Source organism: Intestinimonas massiliensis (ex Afouda et al. 2020), from assembly GCF_001244995.1.
GTDB classification, from domain to species: Bacteria; Bacillota; Clostridia; order Oscillospirales; family Oscillospiraceae; genus Intestinimonas; species Intestinimonas massiliensis.
Map to the genome: position 1 here is coordinate 880,263 of NZ_LN869529.1, position 20,400 is coordinate 900,662.

Genomic DNA, 20,400 nt, shown 5'->3' on the forward strand with positions numbered 1-20,400 from the left:
CAGGTGTGCCGAGCGCCCGTGAAGTGGCCCTGGTGACCCTGTCCGCCTGCGAAAAGCAGGGGGCCTGGTCCGACCTGGCCCTGAAAAAGAACATCCGAGAGGCGGGACTGGACAGCCGGGATGCGGCGCTGGCCACCCGGCTCTGTTTCGGCGTGCTTCAGAACAAGCTGCTCTGTGACTTCTATATCGGGAAATTCTCCACGGTAAAGGTGGAACGGCTGGAAAACCGGGTGCTCAACGCGCTGCGCCTGGGCATCTATCAGATGGCCTTTCTGACCAAGATTCCTGCCAGCGCCGCAGTGAACGAGTCGGTGGAGCTGGCCCGGAAATACAGCAAGAATCCCCGCAGCCCAGGTCTGGTCAACGGTATCCTGCGGACGGCGGCCCGTAATCTGGAACGGCTGCCCCTCATCGACCGGGAGGACCAGGCCCAATATCTGTCCATCCGGTACAGCCATCCTCTCTGGCTGGTACGCACATTTCAGTCCATGCTGGGGTCGGAGGAAACCGAGCGTCTTCTGGCGGCGGACAATGGGGAGCCGGCCACGGTGGCTCAGATCAATACGGTTCGGACGACGTCCGAGCAGGTGCTGGAGACCCTGGAAGCCGCAGGGCTGCGGGCCGAGCCCCATCCATGGCTGCCCAACTGCATCACCCTCACCGGAGGCGGGGATCTGGAGCGGTTGGCCGCCTTTCAGGAGGGGCGGTTTTATATCCAGGACGCCGGCGCGCGGCTGGCGGTGCTGGCGGCCGGCCCGGAGCCCGGTACGCGGGTCCTGGACGCCTGTGCGGCGCCGGGCGGCAAGTCCTTTGCTGCCGCCATCGCGATGGAAGACAGGGGCGAGGTCTTCTCCTGCGACATCCACCCGCATAAGAAAAAATTGATTGAGGCGGGGGCGAAACGCCTGGGCCTCACCTGTGTGCAGGCCGGCGTGCTGGATGCCAGGAGCCGGAAGCCGGGCTATGAGAACGCCTTTGATCTGGTGATGGCCGACGTGCCCTGCTCCGGGTTGGGCATCATCCGTAAGAAGCCGGACATCCGCTATAAGGACCCCGCTCCGCTGGAGGGACTGCCGGCTGTACAGCGGGCGATTCTGGACAATGTATCCGCCTATGTCCGGCCGGGCGGCGTCCTCCTGTATTGCACCTGTACGCTGCTGCCCCGGGAAAACGGGGAGGTGGTGGACGCCTTCCTGGACGCCCACCCCGATTTTCAGCCGGAAGCCTTTTCTCTTCCCGCCCCCATTGGGCCGGTAGAGGGAGGGCGGTTGACCCTGTGGCCGCATATCCATGGCACAGACGGCTTTTACATCGCCAAATTACGGAGGCGCCTATGATTGATTTGAAATCCATGACCCTGGAGGAGATGGGCGCCTATCTCAAGACAGGGGGAGAGCCCGCCTTCCGGGCCAAGCAGATCTTCACCTGGCTCCACAGGGGCGCGGGCAGCTTCGATGAGATGACCAACCTCTCCAAGGCCCTGCGGGAGAAGCTGGCGGCCGAATGCCTTATCACCCGGCCTCAAGTCGCCCGGAAGCAGGTCTCCGCCCTGGACGGTACCATCAAATATTTATGGCGTCTGGAGGACGGAAACTGCATTGAAACGGTTTTGATGCGTTATCATCATGGGAATACTGTATGCATATCCTCTCAGGTAGGCTGCCGGATGGGCTGTGCCTTCTGCGCCTCTACGCTTGGCGGCAAGGTAAGAGACTTGACACCGGCTGAAATGCTGGACCAGGTGCTCTTTACCGGACTGGATTCCGGCGTACCCATTTCCAACATCGTGCTGATGGGCATTGGGGAGCCGCTGGACAATCTTGACACGGTACTGCGGTTTCTGGAACTGGTCAACCACCCGGAGGGGCTCAACATCGGCATGCGTCACATCTCGCTGTCTACCTGCGGTCTGGCCGATCAAATTGACAAACTGGCCGATTATAAGCTACAATTGACTTTATCGGTGTCCCTCCACGCACCGGACGATGAGACCCGGTCTCGCATCATGCCGGTAAACCGGGCGGTGGGGGTGGAGCGGCTCTTTGCCGCCTGCCGCCGCTATTTTGAGACGACGGGCCGGCGCATCTCTTATGAGTACGCCATGATCGACGGTGTGAACGACAGCGATTGGCAGGCCGACCTGCTGGCCAGGCATCTGAAGGGCACGCCGGGGCATGTGAATCTGATCCCTCTCAACGAGGTGAAGGAGAGCCCGCTGAAGCCCAGCCGCCGGGTAGCGGCATTTCAGAAACGGCTGGAATGGCACGGCATCACCGTCACCGTCCGGCGGAAGCTGGGCGGCGACATCGACGCCTCCTGCGGACAACTGCGTCGCAAGGCCATGCAGGAGGGCTGACTTCCGACATACGTCCATTCATTGAAAGGCCGGCCGGACCGGCGAAAGGAATGGTTAACCATGAACATATGGGGCGTCACCGATAAGGGTGTGGTCCGACAGCAAAATCAGGATGATTTCCACATAGAGCTTACCCAGCCCGACGTGGCTCTGGGCATCGTGTGCGACGGTATGGGGGGCGCCAGAGCAGGCAATGTAGCCAGCCGCCTGGCGGTGGACACCTTTCTGGACACGGCGCGGGAGCGCAGCGTGGATCAGTGGCGGGCCGACCCCGAGGCTCTGCTCAACTTTGGGGCGGAACAGGCCAACCAGGCAGTCCACTTCCGCGCGGGTATCGACGCGGAGTGCCGGGGAATGGGGACCACCATGGTGGCCGTGCTGGTCATCGGGGAAATGGCCTATCTCCTTAACATCGGAGACAGCCGGGCCTATCTGGTCAACGCGGGGGGGATCCAACGGCTGACCCGGGACCATTCGGTGGTAGAGGACCTGGTGGCCAAGGGCCGGATCACGCCTGAAGAGGCCAGACAGCATCCGCAGAAGAATCTCATTACCCGGGCGCTGGGCTCCGAGTCCCAGCTCCGGGCCGACCTTTACCGGCAGCCCCTCAAAGAGGGGGATTGGCTGCTGCTGTGCTCCGACGGACTGAGTAATGTAGTGACGGAACAGGAAATCCTCTATGAGGTGCTCCACGGCGGCGCGGCCGGGGACTGCTGCCAGCGTCTGCTGGAGATTGCACTCTCCCGGGGGGCGCCGGACAACGTGACTGCGGTCCTGCTTCAAATGTGACCAAGGGGGATACCTGTATCATGGATCAGTACATAGGGAAAATGCTGGACAACCGGTACGAAATATTGGAGGTCATCGGCACCGGCGGCATGGCAGTGGTCTATAAGGCCCGCTGCCACCGCCTCAACCGCCTGGTGGCCATCAAAATTCTCCGGGACGATCTGGCCCAGGACGCCGAATTCCGGCGCCGGTTCCACGACGAATCACAGGCCGTGGCGATGCTCTCCCACCCCAATATCATGGCGGTATATGACGTGAGCAAATCCTCCGATCTGGAATATATCGTCATGGAGCTGCTGGACGGCATCACACTCAAGCAGTATATGCAGAAAAAGGGGGAGCCTCTGAGCTGGAAGGAGGCCCTGCACTTCATCACCCAGATCATGAAGGCGCTGTCCCATGCCCACGGCAGAGGCATCATCCATCGGGACATCAAGCCCCAGAACATTATGGTGCTCCGGGACGGCAGCATCAAGGTGGCGGACTTCGGCATTGCCCGGCTGGCCTCCGCCGCGCAGTCTACCCTGACTCAGGAGGCGCTGGGCTCGGTCCACTATATCTCGCCGGAACAGGCCAGAGGCAGCCGCATCGACGCCCGCAGCGATATCTACTCCGCCGGCGTGGTGCTCTATGAGATGCTGACCGGCCGCCTGCCCTACGAGGGGGACTCGCCGGTCTCCGTGGCCATCCAGCACATCAACTCCATCCCTCTGGCCCCCCGGGAGCTGAATCCCGACATTCCCGAGGCCCTGGAGGCCATCACCATGAAGGCCATGGCCTCCAATGTGGAGCAGCGCTATCTCTCCGCCGACGCCATGCTGGCCGATTTGGAGGAGTTCCGCAAAAACCCCAACATCAATTTTGAATATACCCCCGCCGACCTGTTCACAGGGGACGCCGGAGATGAACCCACCCAGGTCATCGAGACCACAGGCCGCCAGCGTATCTACCACACCCCGCCGCCGGCCCATAGCCGTCCGGTCGGTCCTCGGGAGGACGAGCCAGAGGAGGACGATGACGACTTCCGGGGCCGCAGGCGGGGGCGCAGCCGTGATCACGGCTCTTCACTGGCCGCCCCCATGGCGGTGGCCGCGATTCTGATCTTCATCGTCGGCATCGGCGTCTTCCTCTGGATGACCTTTTTCAGCGACATCTTTAATCCGGCCGTTCAGGAGCACAAAGTGCCCGACCTGCGGGGCAAGACGCTGGAGGAGATTGCAAAGCTGCCCGAGGTGGAGTCCGGAGTCTTTTCCATTGTGGAAGGGGATACCATCCTCAGCGACGAGTATCCGGCGGGCCAGGTGGTCAAGCAGTCTCCGGAGGCGGAAAAAACGGTAAAAGGCAACAGCTTTACCATTACCGTAAATATCAGTGCCGGCGAGGATTCCATCCTTATGCCGGGCGTGGTGAACAAGGAGCTCCGGGAAGCGCTGGCCATACTCAAAAATGAGGGCATAGGCTGGGCGGACCCGGAATATGCGTCCAGCACTGTGACCCGCAACTACGTGATCTCCACGGACCCGGTGGAGGGTATCGAGCTGGCACCCGGCCAGAAGGTCCGCCTGGTGGTGAGCCTGGGCCCCAAGCCTGAGACGGTTACCATGATCCCTCTGATCGGCCAGTATGTGGAGGATGCCGAGACCATGCTGAATGAATTGGGTCTTAAATTGGGGCAGGCCCTGCCGGTCACAAGCGAAGAAGAGGCGGGCAGAATCGTCTGGCAGAGCATTGAATCCTATCAGGATGTGGAGGTGGGCACCACCGTCAACGTCCAGTACAGCAAGGGCACGGTCACCGAACCCACCCAGCCCCCCGCATCCTCCACGCCGCCGGAGGAGTCGCCGACTGCACCGGGAGGGGAGAGTTCGCCCCCCAGCGGCGAGCCGGACGTACCGGCCAATGGGTCTGGCGGCACGGAGCCCACCGTCAGCAGTCAGAGCATACCCATCACACTGCCGGAGGGCGATCCGGACGACACGCTTACCGTGCGGATTGATGTGGGCGGAACCAAGATGTACGAAAACAGTGTCCCCCGCCACATGAGCCCGATCAGCCCCTCAGTGCCGGGCAGCGGCACACAGCGGGTGGACATCTATATCAACGGCTCTCTCTATGAGAGCAGGACGGTGACCTTCTCCTGATGGGTACGGACAGCGGAATGATTCTGAGGGCTCTCAGCGGCTTTTACTACGTCTACACCGGGACGGAGACGGTCACCTGCCGGGCCAGGGGCAAATTTCGCCACCAGCGGGTCACGCCCCTGGTGGGGGACCGGGTGCGGTTCACCGATTTGGGTGACGGTACCGGCGCGCTGGACAAGATCCTGCCCAGGGTCAATCAGTTCCAGCGGCCGGCGGTGGCCAACATCGACCAGCTCGTCATCATTGCCTCCGGGGCCATCCCGGTTACCGATCCCTTCCTCATCGACCGGATGACCGCCATCGCTGACGGGAAAGAGGGCTGCGGCTGCGTCATCTGCATCAACAAGTGCGATCTGGACGCAGGGGATGGTCTTTATGACACCTATACCGCCGCCGGATTCCCCACCCTGCGGGTAAGTGCGGAGACGGGCGAGGGGATGGACCGGCTGGCGGAACTCATCGCCGGAAAGGTATCTGCCTTCACCGGGAACTCGGGAGTGGGCAAGTCCAGTATTCTGAACTGCCTGGAGCCCGGCTTCCGGCTTCAGGTGGGAGCGGTCAGCGATAAGCTGGGCCGTGGGCGGCATACCACCCGCCATGTGGAGCTCTACCAGCTCTCCAGCGGAGCCATCGTGGCCGATACCCCCGGCTTCTCCTCCTTTGACACCGAGCGCATGGAGCTTGTGCGGAAAGAGGACCTGGAGCACGCGTTCCGGGAGTTTCAGCCTTACCTGGGCCAGTGCCGGTTCACCGGCTGCGCCCATGTAAAGGAGAAGGGCTGCGCCGTACGTGCCGCCCTGGCGGAAGGACGAATCCCGGCCAGCCGCCATGAGAGCTATGTCCGGCTGTACGAGCAGGCCAAAGAGCACAAAGCGTGGGAATTGCCCCAGACATAGGTTTTTCGCCGGCGGACCGGCACACACAGCGCCTTCTTTCTGCGTATACTGGTAGCAGCAGACCTGCCAGTTTCCGTGGAAAGGAGGCGTTTTTGTTGAAGATCGTCGTCGTCCGCTCTCCCAAATGCCTGTGCGGCATCCTCAGGGCCCTCTTTGGACTGAAATAACACATCGGAAAAGAATCATAAGCCTGGCCCCTTCTACATATGCTTCTCCTAGAATCAAGTGCAGGCGTGGGACGGGATGCGCCCGGCCCGTCCCGCGACCCGCAGGAGTACAAGGAGAGGAATGCTATGGAGCTGGAATTGAACACAACCCATCTCAACTGTTATGATACCGTGCTGGACACCACCCTCTTCCACGAGGAAACCTTGGAGACTATCGTCCCCGACGCCTGTCCGGACATCCTCCGCATCGTGGATTGTGAGGCCATGGTGTGCCTCAAGGGAAAAGAGGCCCAGGAGGGACGGGCAGAGATTTCCGGCTCTGTCCGTGCCGCTGTGCTCTATCTGCCCGACGGGGCGGAGGGCGTCCGCCGCATGACCGTCACAATCCCCTTTACCTGCTCTGTGGAGGCCCTGGGCATCCATGCCGGCTGTCTGGTGACGGCAATGCCGCGGGTCCACTCGGCAGACGCCCGGAGTCTTAACCCCCGCAAGGTCCTGACCCGGGTGGATCTGGCGGTGGAAGTGTCGGTCTTTGCCCGGCAGACGGAGAGCCTCTGCGACGGCGTGACCTGCCCGGCCGAGGGCGGCATCCAGCAGCTCACAGAGACCCAGAACGCCTATCTGGTCACTGCGGTGGAGGAGAAGCCCTTCTCCTTCTCCGACGATGTATCCATCTCAGGCACCAAACCCCGGGTGGAAGAGCTGCTCAAGAGCCGGGCTGATATCGAATGCAGCGAATCCAAGCTCATCGGCAATAAACTGATCTTTAAAGGGGAGGTCCACCTTCAGTTGCTCTACCGGGACCCTTCCAATACCCTGTGCCCGGCCAGCTTTGATCTGCCGTTCTCCCAGATCATGGAGGTCTCCGGCGTGGAGGAGGAGGCGGACTGTGCCCTCCAGGTCCAATTGACCGGCTGTGAATGTATCCTGAACGACGGGAATGACGGCGACAGCATGATTTCGGTAGCGCTGGCCCTGCTGGCGCAGGCCGTGGTCCGCGAAGTGCGGCCGGTCCAGCTCTTATCCGACGTATACAGCACCGTCTGCGGGCTCCATGCCGAGCGCCGGACTTATACCTTCCACCAGTTGGTGGAAAACGGCGAGCGGCGGGTCATGGTGCGCGAGATTCTGGAAACCATGACTGCGGCCAGAAGCGTGGCCGACATCTACGTCAATGTGGGCGGGGCCGGCCAGACACGGGAGGGCGAGCGAGTCACCCTCACCGCAGATACCACCGTGACGGTGGTATACATAGGAGAAGACGGCGGGCTGAGTACCATCACCCGCCCTCTGCAGGCGGCCTGTCCGGTCGATCTGCCCGGGGATTGCGCGGTGACCTGCCGCTGCCGTCTGGGCGGAGAGCGCTTTGCCACCCCGGCCGGCGGCGGCGTGGAGGTACGCTATTCCATTGACTTCCAATACCTGGCGCTGACTGCCCGCAACACCACTGGGGTCTCAGATATCCAGATGGATGAGGATTCCCCCAGAGATACCGCCAATCAGCCCTCCATTGTACTGCGTATGGTAGGGGAGGGGGAGCGGCTCTGGGATATCGCCAAGGCCTATGGCACTACCACCGGCGATATTGTCCAGGCCAATGCTCTGGAAGAGGAGAGCCTTCCCATGGGTCAGCTGCTGCTCATCCCCAAGAAGCGGTAAAAAGGAGGAATTGACGTGGAAGAGCGGAAGATTTACGAGGATATCGCCAAACGCACGGACGGCGACATCTATGTCGGCGTGGTAGGCCCGGTCCGCACGGGCAAGTCCACCTTTATCAAGCGGTTCATGGAGACCCTGGTCATCCCCAACATTGAAAACGTCTACCGCCGGGAGCGGGCCCGGGATGAGCTGCCCCAGAGCGGCTCCGGCCGGACGGTGATGACCGCTGAGCCCAAGTTCGTCCCAGAGGACGCGGTGGACATCGCCATGGAGGGCGGCGCACACCTGTCCGTCCGGCTCATCGACTGCGTGGGCTATATGGTCCCCGGGGCGGCGGGCCAGTTCGAGGACGATCTGCCCCGGATGGTTACCACCCCCTGGTACGACCACGAAATCCCCATGACGGAGGCGGCGGAGATCGGTACCCGCAAGGTGATCGCCGAGCACTCCACCATCGGCATCGTCATCACCACCGACGGCACCATCACCGACATCCCCCGTGAGGATTATCTGGAGGCGGAAGAGCGGGTCATCACCGAGCTCCAGGAGCTTGGAAAGCCCTTTTTGGTGCTGCTCAACTCGGCCTATCCCAATTCCGACCGGGCCAAGGCCATCCGGGCCGACATCTCCGCCCGGTATGACGTGACCTGCATGGCGGTCAACTGTCTGGAACTGGGGGTGGGAGACGTCACCGACATCATTAAGGCCGTTCTCTATGAGTTTCCGCTCAAGGAGCTGGATCTGAATCTGCCCCCCTGGGTAGACGCGCTGCCCTATGACCACCCCATCAAAAGCGGGCTCTACACCGCCATCCGCGAGGGCTGCACCGACCTGCGGCGCATCCGGGACGTGGACCGGGCCGTCTCCGCCATCGGAGCTTACGAGGGCGTCAGCAGCGCCCGCATCAGCAGCATCCAGCTTGGAATCGGGCTGGCGTCCGCCGACCTGGATCTGCCCCGCAGCCTGTTCTACGAGACCCTGTCCGATCAGTCCGGCTTCACCATCCGGGACGACGGGGATCTGATGGACCTGCTCACCGAACTGGCGGGAGTCAAATGCGAATACGACAAAGTGGCAACGGCTCTTCAGGAGGTGAAGGAGACGGGCTACGGCATCGTGGTCCCCACCACAGAAGAGCTCCATCTGGAGGAGCCGGAGATCGTCAAGCAGGGAGGACGCTATGGGGTGCGCCTCAAAGCGAGCGCCCCGAGCATCCATATGATACGCGCCGATATCGAGACGGAGGTCTCTCCCATCGTCGGCAACGAAAAGCAGTCGGAGGAGATGATCAACTACCTGCTCCAGGAGTTTGAAGGGGATACCACAAAAATATGGCAGTCCAACATATTTGGAAAATCCTTCCACGAGCTGGTCAGCGAGGACCTGAACGGCAAGCTCAAACGGATGCCGGACGATGCCCGCGCCAAGCTCCAGGAGACCCTGCAGCGCATCATCAACGAGGGCTCCGGCGGCCTGATCTGTATTATTTTATAACAAAAAGGACCTATTCCGTTGAAACGGAATAGGTCCTTTTGCCCTATATGCAAGCAAAATTAGTGCCAATTAAAATTGTTCTTATATAAAAATACTTGTTGACTAAAATTTTTTCCTATGTTATATTGTAGCCAAGATAAACGTCCATCGAATTGTTCATAATCAGAATAATAGAAAGGAAGAACTGAAATGATTGATTTCACTCTCTCCCCCGAGCATCAGGAACTCCAGGAGATGTACCGCAAGTTTGCCGAGGAGCGGGTCCGGCCTCTGGCACACGAAATGGATGAGAACGAAAAGTTCGACATGGGTCTGCTGAAGGAGATGCAGGAGTGCGGCTTCTTCGGGATTCCTTTTGAGGAGAAGTACGGCGGCGCCGGTTCCGACGTGCTGTCCTACGTGCTGTGCATGGAGGAGATGTCCAAGGTGGACGCCAGCACCGGCATCACTCTGTCGGTCCACACCTCTCTTTGCGCCTCCAGCATCAACGAGTTCGCCACTGAGGAGCAGAAGGAGAAGTGGCTGCGTCCGCTGGTGGACGGCAGCAAGATCGGCTGCTTCGGCCTGACCGAGCCCGGCGCCGGCTCTGATGTGGCCGCCGGCCGCACCACCGCTGTGAAGGACGGCGACGAGTACGTCATCAACGGCGAGAAGATCTTCACCACCAACTCTGGCTTCGCTGACACCTTCCTGGTGTTCGCGGTCACCGATAAGTCTGTCCCCGCCGCCAAGGGCATGTCCGCCTTCCTGGTGGACCGCAACACTCCGGGCATCACCGTCACCCCTGACATCCCCCGGATGGGCATCCGCGCCGCCTCCAACGCTGCCGTAGTATATGAGGACGTCCGTGTGCCCGCCTGCGACCTGCTGGGCGGTGAGGGCAAGGGCTTCAAGATCGCCATGAAGGCCCTGGACGGCGGCCGGATCGGGATTGCCGCGCAGTGCGTGGGCATTGCCCAGGGCGCCATCAACGAGGCCATCAAGTACGACAAGGAGCGCGTCCAGTTCGGCAAGACCATCGCCTCTTTCCAGAACACCCAGTTCAAGCTGGCCGAGATGCAGACCAAGGTGGACGCCGCCCGCCTGATGACCTACCGTGCCGCCGTCACCAAGGACCAGGGCAAGCCCTACAACGTCTACGCCGCTATGGCCAAGCTGCTGGCTTCCGACGTGGCCAACGAGGTCACCCGCGGCTGCGTACAGCTTCTGGGCGGCTACGGCTACGCCCGGGAGTACACCGTGGAGCGCTTCATGCGCGACGCCAAGATCACCGAGATCTATGAGGGCACCTCCGAGGTCATGAAGATGGTCATCTCCGGCTCCCTGAACCTGAAGTAAGCCATCGAACGTCAAAAAGGTCCGTGTATCAACTGATACACGGACCTTTTTTCAATATTCCAGCACCATGATATGCTCTTTCCCAAAGACCCTCCCGTCAAAGCGGAAGCCCAGGCTTTGATAGAGGCGGACGGATGCCTTTCCCGTCAAATCGACGCCCAGATACATCCGGTGTCGGCTCCGGTCTGCCTGTACCAGCTCCAGGAGCTTCTGAAGAGCCGCTCGTCCATAGCCGCGCCCCTGGTACGTCTCCTCCACCATGAGCCGATACAGCCACCACTCATTGTCGTCGCGGTCCACACAGTACATGGCAAAGCCCACCGGAGTATCCGCCGCATAAATGGCCAGTGGGATGCATTCCGGCTGCACATAGGCCTGGGCGATGGACTCCGCATTGGAGCACACCAGCTCACGCTGGTCTACCCCGACCTGAAGCCCCAGGATGGCGTCAAAGTTTTCCACTGTAATCGCACGTAAAGTTACCATATTTTATGCTCCTTTTCAAAAATGGGCATAAAAATGCCCGGGTGAGGTGACCTCTCCCGGGCAGTCACAGTAACTAGCCTCCCGCCTTGGGCGGGCCATGCCGGGAGCCATGTTTGCGGCGCACGTCTTGATTGCCCTCGTCATAAAACATCGCTCCCTTCGAATCAGATGTTGTTATCATAGCAGAATCCATCGCCGCTGTCAATCTTGAAAAATGTGCGGGATTCCGGTATCATAGGATTTTAAAAGAATGCTTAGGAGGTCATTCCCATGCAGCTTTTCACCCCCGCCGAGACAGCGGAAAATTACGCGGCCGCCGGAGCGGCCAAAACGCGCCAGCCGGCTTGGCGGCTTTTGCTGCTGGGCATATTGGCCGGCTTTTTCATCGCCATGGGAGCCGCCGTCACCAATACCGCCAGCCATTCCCTGGACAATGTGGGGCTGGCGCGGGTACTTTCCGGCCTGCTTTTCCCCTTCGGCCTGGCCATGGTAGTCCTGACCGGCGGGGAACTCTTCACCGGCAATACCCTGATCTCCCTGTCCGTTCTGGACCGTCAGACCACGGTGGGGAAGATGCTCCGCAACTGGCTGCTGGTCTACTTGGGCAACTTCATCGGCGCCCTGCTGACAGCCGCGGGCTGCGCCTTTTCCGGACAATTGAACGACTCCGCCGGAGGCCTGGCCCTGTTTACCATGAAGCTGGCTGCCGGAAAGTGCGGCCTCGCCTTCGGCAGCGCCTTGGTCCTGGGCGTCTTCTGCAACGTTCTGGTCACTGTAGGAGTCCTGCTCTCCCTCTCTGCCAAGGACTTGCCCGGGCGGGTCCTCGGGGCCTACCTGCCGGTGTCCTTCTTTGTCATCTGCGGCTTTGAGCACAGCGTGGCCAATTTGTTTTACATACCGGCCGGACTGTTCGCCAAGTCCATCCCCGCCTACGCCGCCCTGGCCGCCGATGCCGGGCTGGACCTCAGCGGTCTCACATGGAGCGGCTTTGCGATCGGGAACCTGCTGCCCGTCACGCTGGGCAATATCATCGGCGGGGTGCTGGTGGGCGGCCTGTTCTGGGCCTGCTGGCTACGAAAGGGGAGGGGCGCATGAGCGGTTCTCTGCCGGAAAACCTGTTGTGCTTTCTGCAAGAAGCGGAGGGACTCAAATCCGTGGAGCGCACGGCCTGGACCTCCTCCGGGCGCCGGGAGAGCACCGCTGAGCACTCCTGGCGGCTGGCTCTGCTGGCCTGTGCCCTGCTGGACCGCTATCCCAGGCTGGATCATGCCAAGGTCCTTGCGCTCTGCCTCGTCCACGACTTGGGGGAACGGGACTGCGGCGACCGCAGCGCCTCTGACCTGCCGGACCCGGCGGCCAAGCGCCGGGAGGAGCAGGCCTGCCTGCGCCGCCTGGCGGCACTGCTGCCCGCCCCCAAGGGGGAGGAACTGCTCGCCCTGTGGGAGGAGTATGACGCCGCCGCCACCCAGGAGGCCCGGCTGGTGAAGGCGCTGGATAAGGCCGAAACCATCCTGCAGCACAACCAGGGGCAAAACCCGCCGGACTTTGACTACGACTTCAATCTGGACTATGGCAAGGCCTACTTCCAGGGCGACCTCATCCTGGAGGCCCTGCGGGATGCGCTGGACCGGGGCACGCGCCTCCGGATGGAGGAACAGCAGGGAATGAGGTAAGACCTCATCCCGGCGCGTCAGCCAGCTTCTGGAGCGCGCTCCGGTCCTTCAGCCGCACCCCGCGGTAGGCCGTCTCCACCCAGCCCCGCCGGACGAAGTCCCCCAGCACCCGGCTCACGGTCACTCGGCTGACCCCCACGGAAAAGCCGATCTCCTCATGGGTGCAGGCCAGCCGCCCCCTTTCCGCTTCCTCCGGCAGGGACAGCAGATAACGGGCCACCCGCTGGTCCGCCCGCAGAAAGGACATGTCGTCCACGTGGCCGGTAACCATGCGGACGGTCCTGGCCAGATACTGCAGCATGGGAAGCGCCAGGTCCGGGTGGGCCCGGAATACGGCGTTCAGCCGTTCCCGGTCCACGGAGATCGCCTCGCTGCGTACCAGCGCCACAGCGGAAGAGACCCTGGGGCGCTCATCGAAAAAGGACGCCTCTCCCATCAGGTCCCCCGCCCGATGGACGGTCAGGACCCGTTCGCCGCCGGACTCCGAACTGATAAAGCTGCGGGCCGCCCCGCTGACCAGATAGAAAAAGGCATCCGCCTGCGTGCCCTGCAGGTAGATAAACTGCCCCGGCACATATATGCCGGGGCGCTGCCCCTCGGCCAGGGGGGCCCAAATCTGGGACATCCTTACTGCCGCCTTTCCGCTTTTTTTATTATTGTATCACGCGTTACATTCTTTTGACAAGGGCTCTGGCATACTGAGTACAACGATTTGCACAAGGAGGGACCCAACCATGGGAATGACCATGACCCAGAAGATTCTGGCCAAGCACGCGGGCCTGGACGCCGTAGAGGCAGGCCAGCTCATTGAGGCCAGGCTGGACCTGGTGCTGGGCAATGACATCACCACGCCTGTGGCCATCACCGAGTTTGAAAAGGCAGGGCTGACCCAGGTCTTTGACAAGGACAAGATCGCCATCATTCTGGACCACTATACCCCCTGCAAGGACATCAAGGCGGCCCAACTCTGCGCTCAGGCCCGGGCTTTTGCCCAGCGCTTCGACATCACCCACTTCTACGACGTGGGACAGATGGGCGTGGAACACGCCCTGGTGCCGGAAAAGGGCCTGGCAGCCCCGGGAGAGGCTATCATCGGCGCCGACTCCCACACCTGTACGTACGGTGCCCTGGGCGCCTTTTCCACCGGCGTGGGCTCTACCGACATGGCCGCCGGCATGGCCACCGGCCTGTGCTGGTTCAAGGTGCCCCCCGCCATCAAGGTGACGCTGAAGGGCAAACGGAAGCCATACGTCAGCGGCAAGGACGTGGTTCTCCATCTGATCGGTGAGATCGGTGTGGACGGCGGACTGTACCAGTCCCTGGAGTTTGCCGGGGAAGGGGTGGCTGCGCTCACAATGGACGACCGCTTCACCATCTCCAACATGGCCATTGAGGCGGGGGCCAAGAACGGCATTTTCCCCGTGGATGACAAGACCCGCGCCTATCTGGACGGACGGGTGGACCGCCCCTGGGAGGCAGTGGAGCCCGATGCCGACGCGGTCTATGACCGCGAAGTGGTCATAGACCTCAGCTCCCTGCGCCCCACGGTGGCCCTGCCCCATCTGCCCTCCAACACCAGGACCGTGGACGAGGCGGCCGGCATTCCCATCCAGCAGGTGGTCATTGGCTCCTGCACCAACGGGCGGCTCAAGGACCTTCAGGAGTCCGCCGATATCCTGAAGGGCAAAAAGGTGGCCAGAGGCGTCCGCTGCATTGTCATCCCTGCCACCCAGCAGATCTATATGGACGCCCTGGCGCAGGGGCTCATCCAGACCTTTATCGAGGCGGGCTGCGCCGTCTCCACGCCCACCTGCGGCCCCTGTCTGGGCGGTCATATGGGGGTGCTGGCCGACGGGGAGCGGGCGGTCTCCACTACCAACCGCAATTTTGTCGGCCGCATGGGCCCCGTCAGCTCGGAGATCATCCTGGCCAGCCCGGCCGTGGCCGCCGCGTCCGCCATCACCGGGTGCATTACCGACCCGGCCAAGGTGTAATGGAGGTGTCATGCTATGAACGTTTACAAATATGGAGACAACGTAGATACCGATGTCATCATCCCGGCCCGCTATCTGAACGCCCCAGACGAAAAGTCCCTGGCCTCCCACTGCATGGAGGACATCGACGCCCAGTTCTCCTCCACGGTGGAGCTGGGGGACATCATGGTGGCCGGAGCCAACTTCGGCTGCGGCTCCTCCCGTGAGCACGCCCCTCTGGCCATCAAGGCCTGCGGCGTGAAGTGCGTCATCGCCGCTTCCTTTGCCCGCATCTTCTACCGCAACGCCATCAATATCGGATTTCCCATTCTGGAGTGCCAGGAGGCCGCGGCGGCCATCCTGCCCGGTGATGCCGTGCGTGTGGATTTCAAAACCGGCGTCATCACCGACGAGACCCAGGGCAGGACCTTCCAGGCCGCTCCTTTCCCGGCCTTTATCGACGGCATCATTGAGAGCGGCGGTCTGCTCAAGTCTCTGAAAGCGAGAGGTGTGGCAAAATGAAGTATCAGATCGCTCTGATCCGGGGCGACGGCATCGGCCCGGAAGTGGTCAACGAAGCGGTAGGCGTCCTGGAGGCCGTGGGGAAAAAGTTCGGCCACACCTATGAATTTGTGGACGTGCTGCTGGGCGGCTGCGCCACGGATGCGGTGGGGAAGAGCTACCCGGACGGCACCGCAGATCAGTGCAGGGCCTGCGACGCGGTGCTTCTGGGCGCAGTGGGGGGGCCCAGGTGGGGCTCCGATAAGCCCGCTGAGCAGCGCCCCGAGACGGCACTGCTGGCCATCCGAAAAGACCTGGGCCTGTATGCCAACCTGCGTCCGGCCACCCTTCGGCCCGCTATGGCCGACGCCTGCCCGTTGAAAAAGGAGACGGCGGAAAAGGGGATCGACCTGATGATGGTCCGTGAGCTCACCGGCGGCATCTACTTTGGCCAGCGCGAGAAGTACCAGACCGCGAACCGGGGCATGGAGGCCGCCGACCGGATGGCCTACTCGGAGTATGAGATCGAGCGGATCGGCCGCCGGGCCTTCGAGCTGGCCCGCCTCCGCCGCAAAAAGGTGTCCAGCGTGGACAAGGCCAATGTGCTGGAGACCTCCCGTCTGTGGCGGTCGGTCATGCACCGGCTGGCGGAGGAGTACCCGGATGTGGCCTATGAAGATGTTCTGGTGGACAACTGCGCCATGCAGTTGGTCCGGGACCCCGGTCAGTTCGACGTGGTGGTCACCGAGAATATGTTCGGCGACATACTCTCGGACGAGGCGTCTATGGTCACCGGCTCCATCGGCCTGCTGCCCTCCGCCTCCATCGGAGATACCGCCCCCGGCCTCTATGAGCCCATCCATGGCTCCGCGCCGGATATCGCCGGCCAGGACAAGGCCAATCCCATCGCCACCATCCTGTCCGTGGCCATGATGTTCCGTTACTCCTTCCAGAAGCCCGACGAGGCCGCCGTCATCGAGCGCGCGGTGGACGCGGTCCTGGCCGAGGGCTGGCGGACCCCCGACATTGCCGGGCCCGGCGTCGTCCCCATCGGGACCAAAAAGATGGGGCAGTTGATCCGGGAGCATATCTAGACCCATTCCAGGGAACAGCGCCGGAAAAACCGGCGCTGTTCCCGCATATGGATGATGGAAAGAGGAAGGCCCGCACTTGCAAGAAGGTCGGCTTTCTGTTAAAATCAGCTTACGAGCAAGAAGGGGCGTGGCGCAATTGGTTCTGACCATTGACATTGGAAATTCCACCACAAGTATCGGTCTGTATGGTCCGGACGGCAAGCTGCGGTTTCGCTCCGACCTGGCCACCAGCCGCAATACCAGCCAGGATCAGTGCGCCATCAGCCTAATGGGGGTATTCACACTCTATCAGGCGGACATCCAGGCCGTCACAGGCGCGATTATGTCCAGCGTGGTCCCCTCGGTCACAGGCGCCATGTTTAAGGCAATCCGGATGCTCACCGGCAAGGCCCCAATGGTCATGGGCCCCGGGGTCAAGACGGGGCTTAATATCAAATCCGACATCCATACTCAGATGGGCAGCGATATCGTGGCCTGCTCCGTGGCCGCCATCGCCAAGTATCCCTCTCCGGTCATCGTCATCGACATGGGGACCGCCGTCACCATGTCCTACCTGCGGGGCAATACCTACGAGGGCTGCGTCATCATGCCGGGGATTCGGGTCTCCCTGGAAGCTCTGTCAGAGCGGGCGGCCGAGCTGCCCCATATCTCCATCGCCCAGCCGCCCTCGATCTTCGGCCACAATACGGTGGACGCCATGCGCTCCGGCGTGGTCTACGGCAATGCCAGCATGATCGACGGTATGATCCAGCGCCTGGAGGATGCCAGCGCTCCGGCTGCGGCCGTTGTCGCCACCGGCGGCAACACGCTGGCCGTCCTCAGAGAGTGCAAGCGTGACATCCTCTACGATGCCGATCTGCTTCTGGACGGGCTTCACCTCGTATACCGCAAAAACATCGAAGCCAAGCAAAAAAAATCCTGACTCTTGCATTTGGACCCCAAAGGGGCCGCTGCGGACATCTGCGGCGGCCCCTTTTTTGCATTTTGCATGAACTATACGTCAAACTGTCATTCAAAATTTTGGGCTTCAACGGGATTTGTACTTGCAATTCTGCAAGTTGCGTCATATAATGTGTCATAGTGATTTTAATCGCAAGCTGGAGGAGTTTGTTATGAAAGAGTTGTCCCAAACCGCACAGGCTGTCCGCGCATCCACAACATTGGCCATTGACGCCCTGTTCAAGCAGATGAAGGCCGACGGCATTGATGTGATCGGTTTCGGCGCCGGTGAGCCCGATTTTAATACGCCTGATAACATCAAGGAGGCCGGTATCGCCGCCATCCGTGACAACTTTACCCGCTATACCCCCGCCTCTGGCATCATGGAGCTGCGCCAAGCCATCTGCGCCCGGCTCAAGGCCGACTGTGATCTGGACTATAAGCCCGCACAAATTGTGGCCGCCAGCGGAGCCAAGCACGCCTTGTATATCGCGCTCCAGACGCTGGTGAACCCTGGGGACGAGATCATCCTGCCCGCGCCGTTCTGGGTGAGCTACTACGAGCTGATCAGAATGGTGGGCGCGGTTCCGGTGGTGCTGGATGCGACCGAAGCCAGTCACTTCAAGCTGACGGCCGAGCAGCTCTCCGCCGCCATCACGCCCAGGACCAAAGCCCTGATCCTGAACAACCCCTCCAACCCCACGGGCATGGTCTACAGCAGGGAAGAGCTTCAGGCCATCGGCCGGGTCTGCGTGGAAAAGGACATCTATGTCATTGCCGACGAGATTTATTATCATCTGATTTACGACGGAAAGACCTTTACCAGCTTCCCATCTGTGAGCGAGGAGGTCAAGGAGCGCACCGTCCTGATCAACGGCGTGTCCAAGTCCTATGCTATGACGGGCTGGCGGATCGGCTATGCTGCCGCCAACGAGCAGATCGCCAAGGTCATGTCCAACTACCTCAGTCACTCCACCGCCGCCCCCTGTTCCATCGCCCAGAAAGCCGCCGTGGAAGCTCTCATTGGTCCCCAGGACACGGTGGACACCATGACCTCCGCCTTTGAGGCCCGCCGCGACCATCTGGTGGAGCGGATGAACCGGATCCCCGGCGTGAGCTGTCTGAAGCCCGAGGGCGCCTTCTATATTATGATGAATCTGGAGCAGTTGGTGGGGAAGACCCTCCACGGGGTATTCATCCGGGATGCCGACGATTTTGCCGATGCCTTCCTGAAGCATGGGCTGGTCGCCACGGTGCCCTGTACCGGCTTTGGCGCTCCCAACTTTGTCCGCTGGTCCTATGCCACCTCCCTGCAAAACATCGACGAAGGCCTGAACCGCCTGGAAAAGTTCCTGGCGGAATAAACCCCGCTGAAAAACGGAGCGGACCTTGTGTCCGCTCCGTTTTTGTGGTATCCTGTGTTTGAATTTTTGAAGACGAGGTGGACCCATGAGTAACACCAGTACCTATGAAAGCCCGCTGTCCTCCCGGTATGCCAGCGATGAAATGCTCCGGCTGTTTTCCGCTGACAAAAAGTTTTCAACCTGGCGGCGCCTGTGGGTGGCCTTGGCCAGGGGAGAGATGGAACTGGGCCTCCCAGTCACCGCCGAACAGGTGGCCGAGCTGGAAGCCCATCTGGACGACATCAATTACGACTCCGCCGCCCAGTGGGAAAAGAAGCTCCGCCACGACGTGATGGCCCACATTCATGCCTATGGAGAGCAGTGCCCCAAGGCTATGCCCATTATCCACCTGGGCGCCACCAGTTGTTATGTCGGCGACAATACCGACCTCATCCTTATGCGGGAGGGCCTTGGACTCATCCGGGATAAGCTGGTACGTGTGCTGGCGGTTTTGGCCGATTTTTCCGACAAGTATAAATCCCTTCCGACCCTTGGTTTTACTCACTTTCAGCCTGCACAGCTTGTCACCGTGGGAAAACGGGCCACCCTCTGGATGAATGAGCTGCTGATGGATTTGGATGAGGTGGAGTACCGGATCGACCGGCTTCCGCTCCGTGGCGTAAAGGGGACCACCGGTACCCAGGCCAGCTTTCTGGAACTCTTTGAGGGCGACCATGAGAAAGTGCTGGAGCTGGACCGCAAAATTGCGAAGGAGATGGGCTTTACATCCACTGTACCCGTATGTGGTCAGACCTACTCCCGCAAGGTGGATGCCGCCGTTCTGGCCACCCTGTCCGGGATTGCCCAGTCGGCCAGTAAATTTGCCACCGATCTGCGGCTTCTGTGTCACCTGAAGGAGGTGGAGGAGCCCTTTGAGAAAAATCAGATCGGCTCCTCCGCCATGCCTTACAAGCGCAACCCCATGCGCTCGGAGCGCATCTGCTCCCTGGCCCGGTACGTGATGGTGGATGCCCTCAATCCTGCGGTCACAGCCTCCACCCAATGGTTTGAGCGCACATTGGATGACTCTGCCAACAAGCGCATCTCGGTCCCCGAGGCCTTCCTGGCGGTAGATGCCATCCTCAATATCTATGAAAACGTGGTGTCGGGTCTGGTGGTCCATGAAAAGGTCATCGAAAAGCACATCCTGGAAGAGCTGCCGTTCATGGCTTCGGAAAACATCATGATGGACGCGGTGAAGCGGGGCGGCGACCGGCAGGCCCTCCATGAGCGCATCCGGGTCCTCTCCCAGGAGGCGGGGCGGAATGTAAAGGAGCTTGGCCTGTCCAATAATCTGATCGAGCTCATCGCCGCGGACCCCATGTTTGGCATGAACAGGGAAGCGCTTACCGCCCATCTCGAGCCCTCCCGCTATATCGGCCGCTGCCCGGAGCAGGTGACGGAGTTCCTGGAGGGCAGCGTGAAGCCGGTCCTGGCGCGCCATGCGGAGGCCTTGAGCACCGGCAGTGTGGAATTAAAGGTCTAAATGAA

The 20,400-nt window shown here is 61.2% G+C and carries 18 protein-coding genes; 16 read left to right on the top strand and 2 right to left on the bottom strand.

The window, feature by feature from the left end; translation table 11 throughout:
* The first annotated feature begins 5 nt into the window (after positions 1–5).
* The 8 genes from rsmB (at position 6) to BN2154_RS08260 (ending at position 10,840) form a co-directional block, all read left to right on the top strand.
* Positions 6–1,337, top strand: coding sequence for a 16S rRNA (cytosine(967)-C(5))-methyltransferase RsmB (gene rsmB / locus BN2154_RS08225; protein ID WP_094762558.1), 1,332 nt, complete (start codon positions 6–8; stop codon positions 1,335–1,337).
* Complete coding sequence (gene rlmN / locus BN2154_RS08230) at positions 1,334–2,356, top strand: dual-specificity RNA methyltransferase RlmN (protein ID WP_050618357.1); 1,023 nt, start codon at positions 1,334–1,336, stop codon at positions 2,354–2,356. Before rsmB ends, rlmN begins: the two co-directional genes overlap by 4 nt.
* 60 nt (positions 2,357–2,416) lie before the next feature.
* Positions 2,417–3,145, top strand: coding sequence for a Stp1/IreP family PP2C-type Ser/Thr phosphatase (locus tag BN2154_RS08235; protein WP_050618358.1), 729 nt, complete (start codon positions 2,417–2,419; stop codon positions 3,143–3,145).
* 20 nt (positions 3,146–3,165) lie between these two features.
* On the top strand, positions 3,166–5,286 hold the full coding sequence (gene pknB / locus BN2154_RS08240) for a Stk1 family PASTA domain-containing Ser/Thr kinase (protein WP_050619582.1): 2,121 nt from the start codon (positions 3,166–3,168) through the stop codon (positions 5,284–5,286).
* A gap of 17 nt (positions 5,287–5,303) precedes the next feature.
* Positions 5,304–6,182 (top strand): ribosome small subunit-dependent GTPase A, encoded by an 879-nt coding sequence (gene rsgA, locus BN2154_RS08245; protein WP_242853720.1) that lies wholly within the window; start codon positions 5,304–5,306, stop codon positions 6,180–6,182.
* 293 nt (positions 6,183–6,475) lie between these two features.
* A complete protein-coding gene (locus tag BN2154_RS08250; protein ID WP_050618360.1) occupies positions 6,476–8,008 on the top strand; it encodes a DUF3794 and LysM peptidoglycan-binding domain-containing protein in 1,533 nt (510 codons plus the stop codon).
* Positions 8,009–8,023: 15 nt separating this feature from the next.
* A complete protein-coding gene (gene spoIVA / locus BN2154_RS08255; RefSeq protein ID WP_050618361.1) occupies positions 8,024–9,502 on the top strand; it encodes a stage IV sporulation protein A in 1,479 nt (492 codons plus the stop codon).
* Positions 9,503–9,694: 192 nt separating this feature from the next.
* A complete protein-coding gene (locus BN2154_RS08260; protein ID WP_050619583.1) occupies positions 9,695–10,840 on the top strand; it encodes an acyl-CoA dehydrogenase family protein in 1,146 nt (381 codons plus the stop codon).
* Positions 10,841–10,891: 51 nt separating this feature from the next.
* On the opposite strand, the gene BN2154_RS08265 is transcribed toward BN2154_RS08260, so the two are convergent.
* Positions 10,892–11,326 carry a GNAT family N-acetyltransferase gene (locus BN2154_RS08265; protein ID WP_050618362.1) on the bottom strand — a complete coding sequence of 145 codons (435 nt, stop codon included), beginning with the start codon at positions 11,324–11,326 and terminating at the stop codon, positions 10,892–10,894.
* A 270-nt stretch (positions 11,327–11,596) separates the two neighbouring features.
* Between BN2154_RS08265 and BN2154_RS08270 the strand changes: the two genes are divergently transcribed.
* Together BN2154_RS08270 and BN2154_RS08275 are read left to right on the top strand one after the other, a co-directional pair.
* A complete protein-coding gene (locus tag BN2154_RS08270; RefSeq protein WP_050618363.1) occupies positions 11,597–12,421 on the top strand; it encodes a formate/nitrite transporter family protein in 825 nt (274 codons plus the stop codon).
* Complete coding sequence (locus tag BN2154_RS08275) at positions 12,418–12,999, top strand: HD domain-containing protein (protein WP_050618364.1); 582 nt, start codon at positions 12,418–12,420, stop codon at positions 12,997–12,999. The genes BN2154_RS08270 and BN2154_RS08275 overlap by 4 nt, the downstream gene beginning before the upstream one ends.
* A gap of 4 nt (positions 13,000–13,003) precedes the next feature.
* Here the strand turns inward: BN2154_RS08275 and BN2154_RS08280 are convergent, their stop codons facing one another.
* Positions 13,004–13,624 carry a Crp/Fnr family transcriptional regulator gene (locus tag BN2154_RS08280; RefSeq protein WP_050618365.1) on the bottom strand — a complete coding sequence of 207 codons (621 nt, stop codon included), beginning with the start codon at positions 13,622–13,624 and terminating at the stop codon, positions 13,004–13,006.
* A 109-nt stretch (positions 13,625–13,733) separates the two neighbouring features.
* On the opposite strand from BN2154_RS08280, the gene leuC reads away from it, so the two are divergent.
* From leuC to purB, 6 genes are all read left to right on the top strand, one after another.
* On the top strand, positions 13,734–14,993 hold the full coding sequence (leuC, locus tag BN2154_RS08285; protein WP_050618366.1) for a 3-isopropylmalate dehydratase large subunit: 1,260 nt from the start codon (positions 13,734–13,736) through the stop codon (positions 14,991–14,993).
* Between the two features lie 15 nt (positions 14,994–15,008).
* Complete coding sequence (locus BN2154_RS08290; RefSeq protein WP_050618367.1) at positions 15,009–15,494, top strand: 3-isopropylmalate dehydratase small subunit; 486 nt, start codon at positions 15,009–15,011, stop codon at positions 15,492–15,494.
* A complete protein-coding gene (gene leuB, locus BN2154_RS08295; RefSeq protein ID WP_050618368.1) occupies positions 15,491–16,567 on the top strand; it encodes a 3-isopropylmalate dehydrogenase in 1,077 nt (358 codons plus the stop codon). The genes BN2154_RS08290 and leuB overlap by 4 nt, the downstream gene beginning before the upstream one ends.
* 127 nt (positions 16,568–16,694) lie before the next feature.
* Positions 16,695–17,489, top strand: coding sequence for a type III pantothenate kinase (locus BN2154_RS08300; RefSeq protein ID WP_242853721.1), 795 nt, complete (start codon positions 16,695–16,697; stop codon positions 17,487–17,489).
* A 190-nt stretch (positions 17,490–17,679) separates the two neighbouring features.
* Positions 17,680–18,870, top strand: a complete 1,191-nt coding sequence (locus BN2154_RS08305; protein ID WP_050618370.1) for a pyridoxal phosphate-dependent aminotransferase — start codon at positions 17,680–17,682, stop codon at positions 18,868–18,870.
* A gap of 85 nt (positions 18,871–18,955) precedes the next feature.
* Positions 18,956–20,395 (top strand): adenylosuccinate lyase, encoded by a 1,440-nt coding sequence (gene purB, locus BN2154_RS08310; protein WP_050618371.1) that lies wholly within the window; start codon positions 18,956–18,958, stop codon positions 20,393–20,395.
* Positions 20,396–20,400 lie beyond the last annotated feature (5 nt).

What these genes read in the sequence shown, in the direction of transcription:
- rlmN (WP_050618357.1), top strand. Translation starts at nt 1,334, where the DNA reads ATGATTGATTTGAAATCCATGACCCTGGAGGAGATGGGCGCCTATCTC.
- BN2154_RS08235 (WP_050618358.1), top strand. Translation starts at nt 2,417, where the DNA reads ATGAACATATGGGGCGTCACCGATAAGGGTGTGGTCCGACAGCAAAAT.
- pknB (WP_050619582.1), top strand. Translation starts at nt 3,166, where the DNA reads ATGGATCAGTACATAGGGAAAATGCTGGACAACCGGTACGAAATATTG.
- rsgA (WP_242853720.1), top strand. Translation starts at nt 5,304, where the DNA reads ATGATTCTGAGGGCTCTCAGCGGCTTTTACTACGTCTACACCGGGACG.
- BN2154_RS08250 (WP_050618360.1), top strand. Translation starts at nt 6,476, where the DNA reads ATGGAGCTGGAATTGAACACAACCCATCTCAACTGTTATGATACCGTG.
- BN2154_RS08265 (WP_050618362.1), bottom strand. Translation starts at nt 11,326, where the DNA reads ATGGTAACTTTACGTGCGATTACAGTGGAAAACTTTGACGCCATCCTG.
- BN2154_RS08270 (WP_050618363.1), top strand. Translation starts at nt 11,597, where the DNA reads ATGCAGCTTTTCACCCCCGCCGAGACAGCGGAAAATTACGCGGCCGCC.
- BN2154_RS08275 (WP_050618364.1), top strand. Translation starts at nt 12,418, where the DNA reads ATGAGCGGTTCTCTGCCGGAAAACCTGTTGTGCTTTCTGCAAGAAGCG.
- BN2154_RS08280 (WP_050618365.1), bottom strand. Translation starts at nt 13,624, where the DNA reads ATGTCCCAGATTTGGGCCCCCCTGGCCGAGGGGCAGCGCCCCGGCATA.
- leuC (WP_050618366.1), top strand. Translation starts at nt 13,734, where the DNA reads ATGGGAATGACCATGACCCAGAAGATTCTGGCCAAGCACGCGGGCCTG.
- BN2154_RS08290 (WP_050618367.1), top strand. Translation starts at nt 15,009, where the DNA reads ATGAACGTTTACAAATATGGAGACAACGTAGATACCGATGTCATCATC.
- leuB (WP_050618368.1), top strand. Translation starts at nt 15,491, where the DNA reads ATGAAGTATCAGATCGCTCTGATCCGGGGCGACGGCATCGGCCCGGAA.
- BN2154_RS08305 (WP_050618370.1), top strand. Translation starts at nt 17,680, where the DNA reads ATGAAAGAGTTGTCCCAAACCGCACAGGCTGTCCGCGCATCCACAACA.
- purB (WP_050618371.1), top strand. Translation starts at nt 18,956, where the DNA reads ATGAGTAACACCAGTACCTATGAAAGCCCGCTGTCCTCCCGGTATGCC.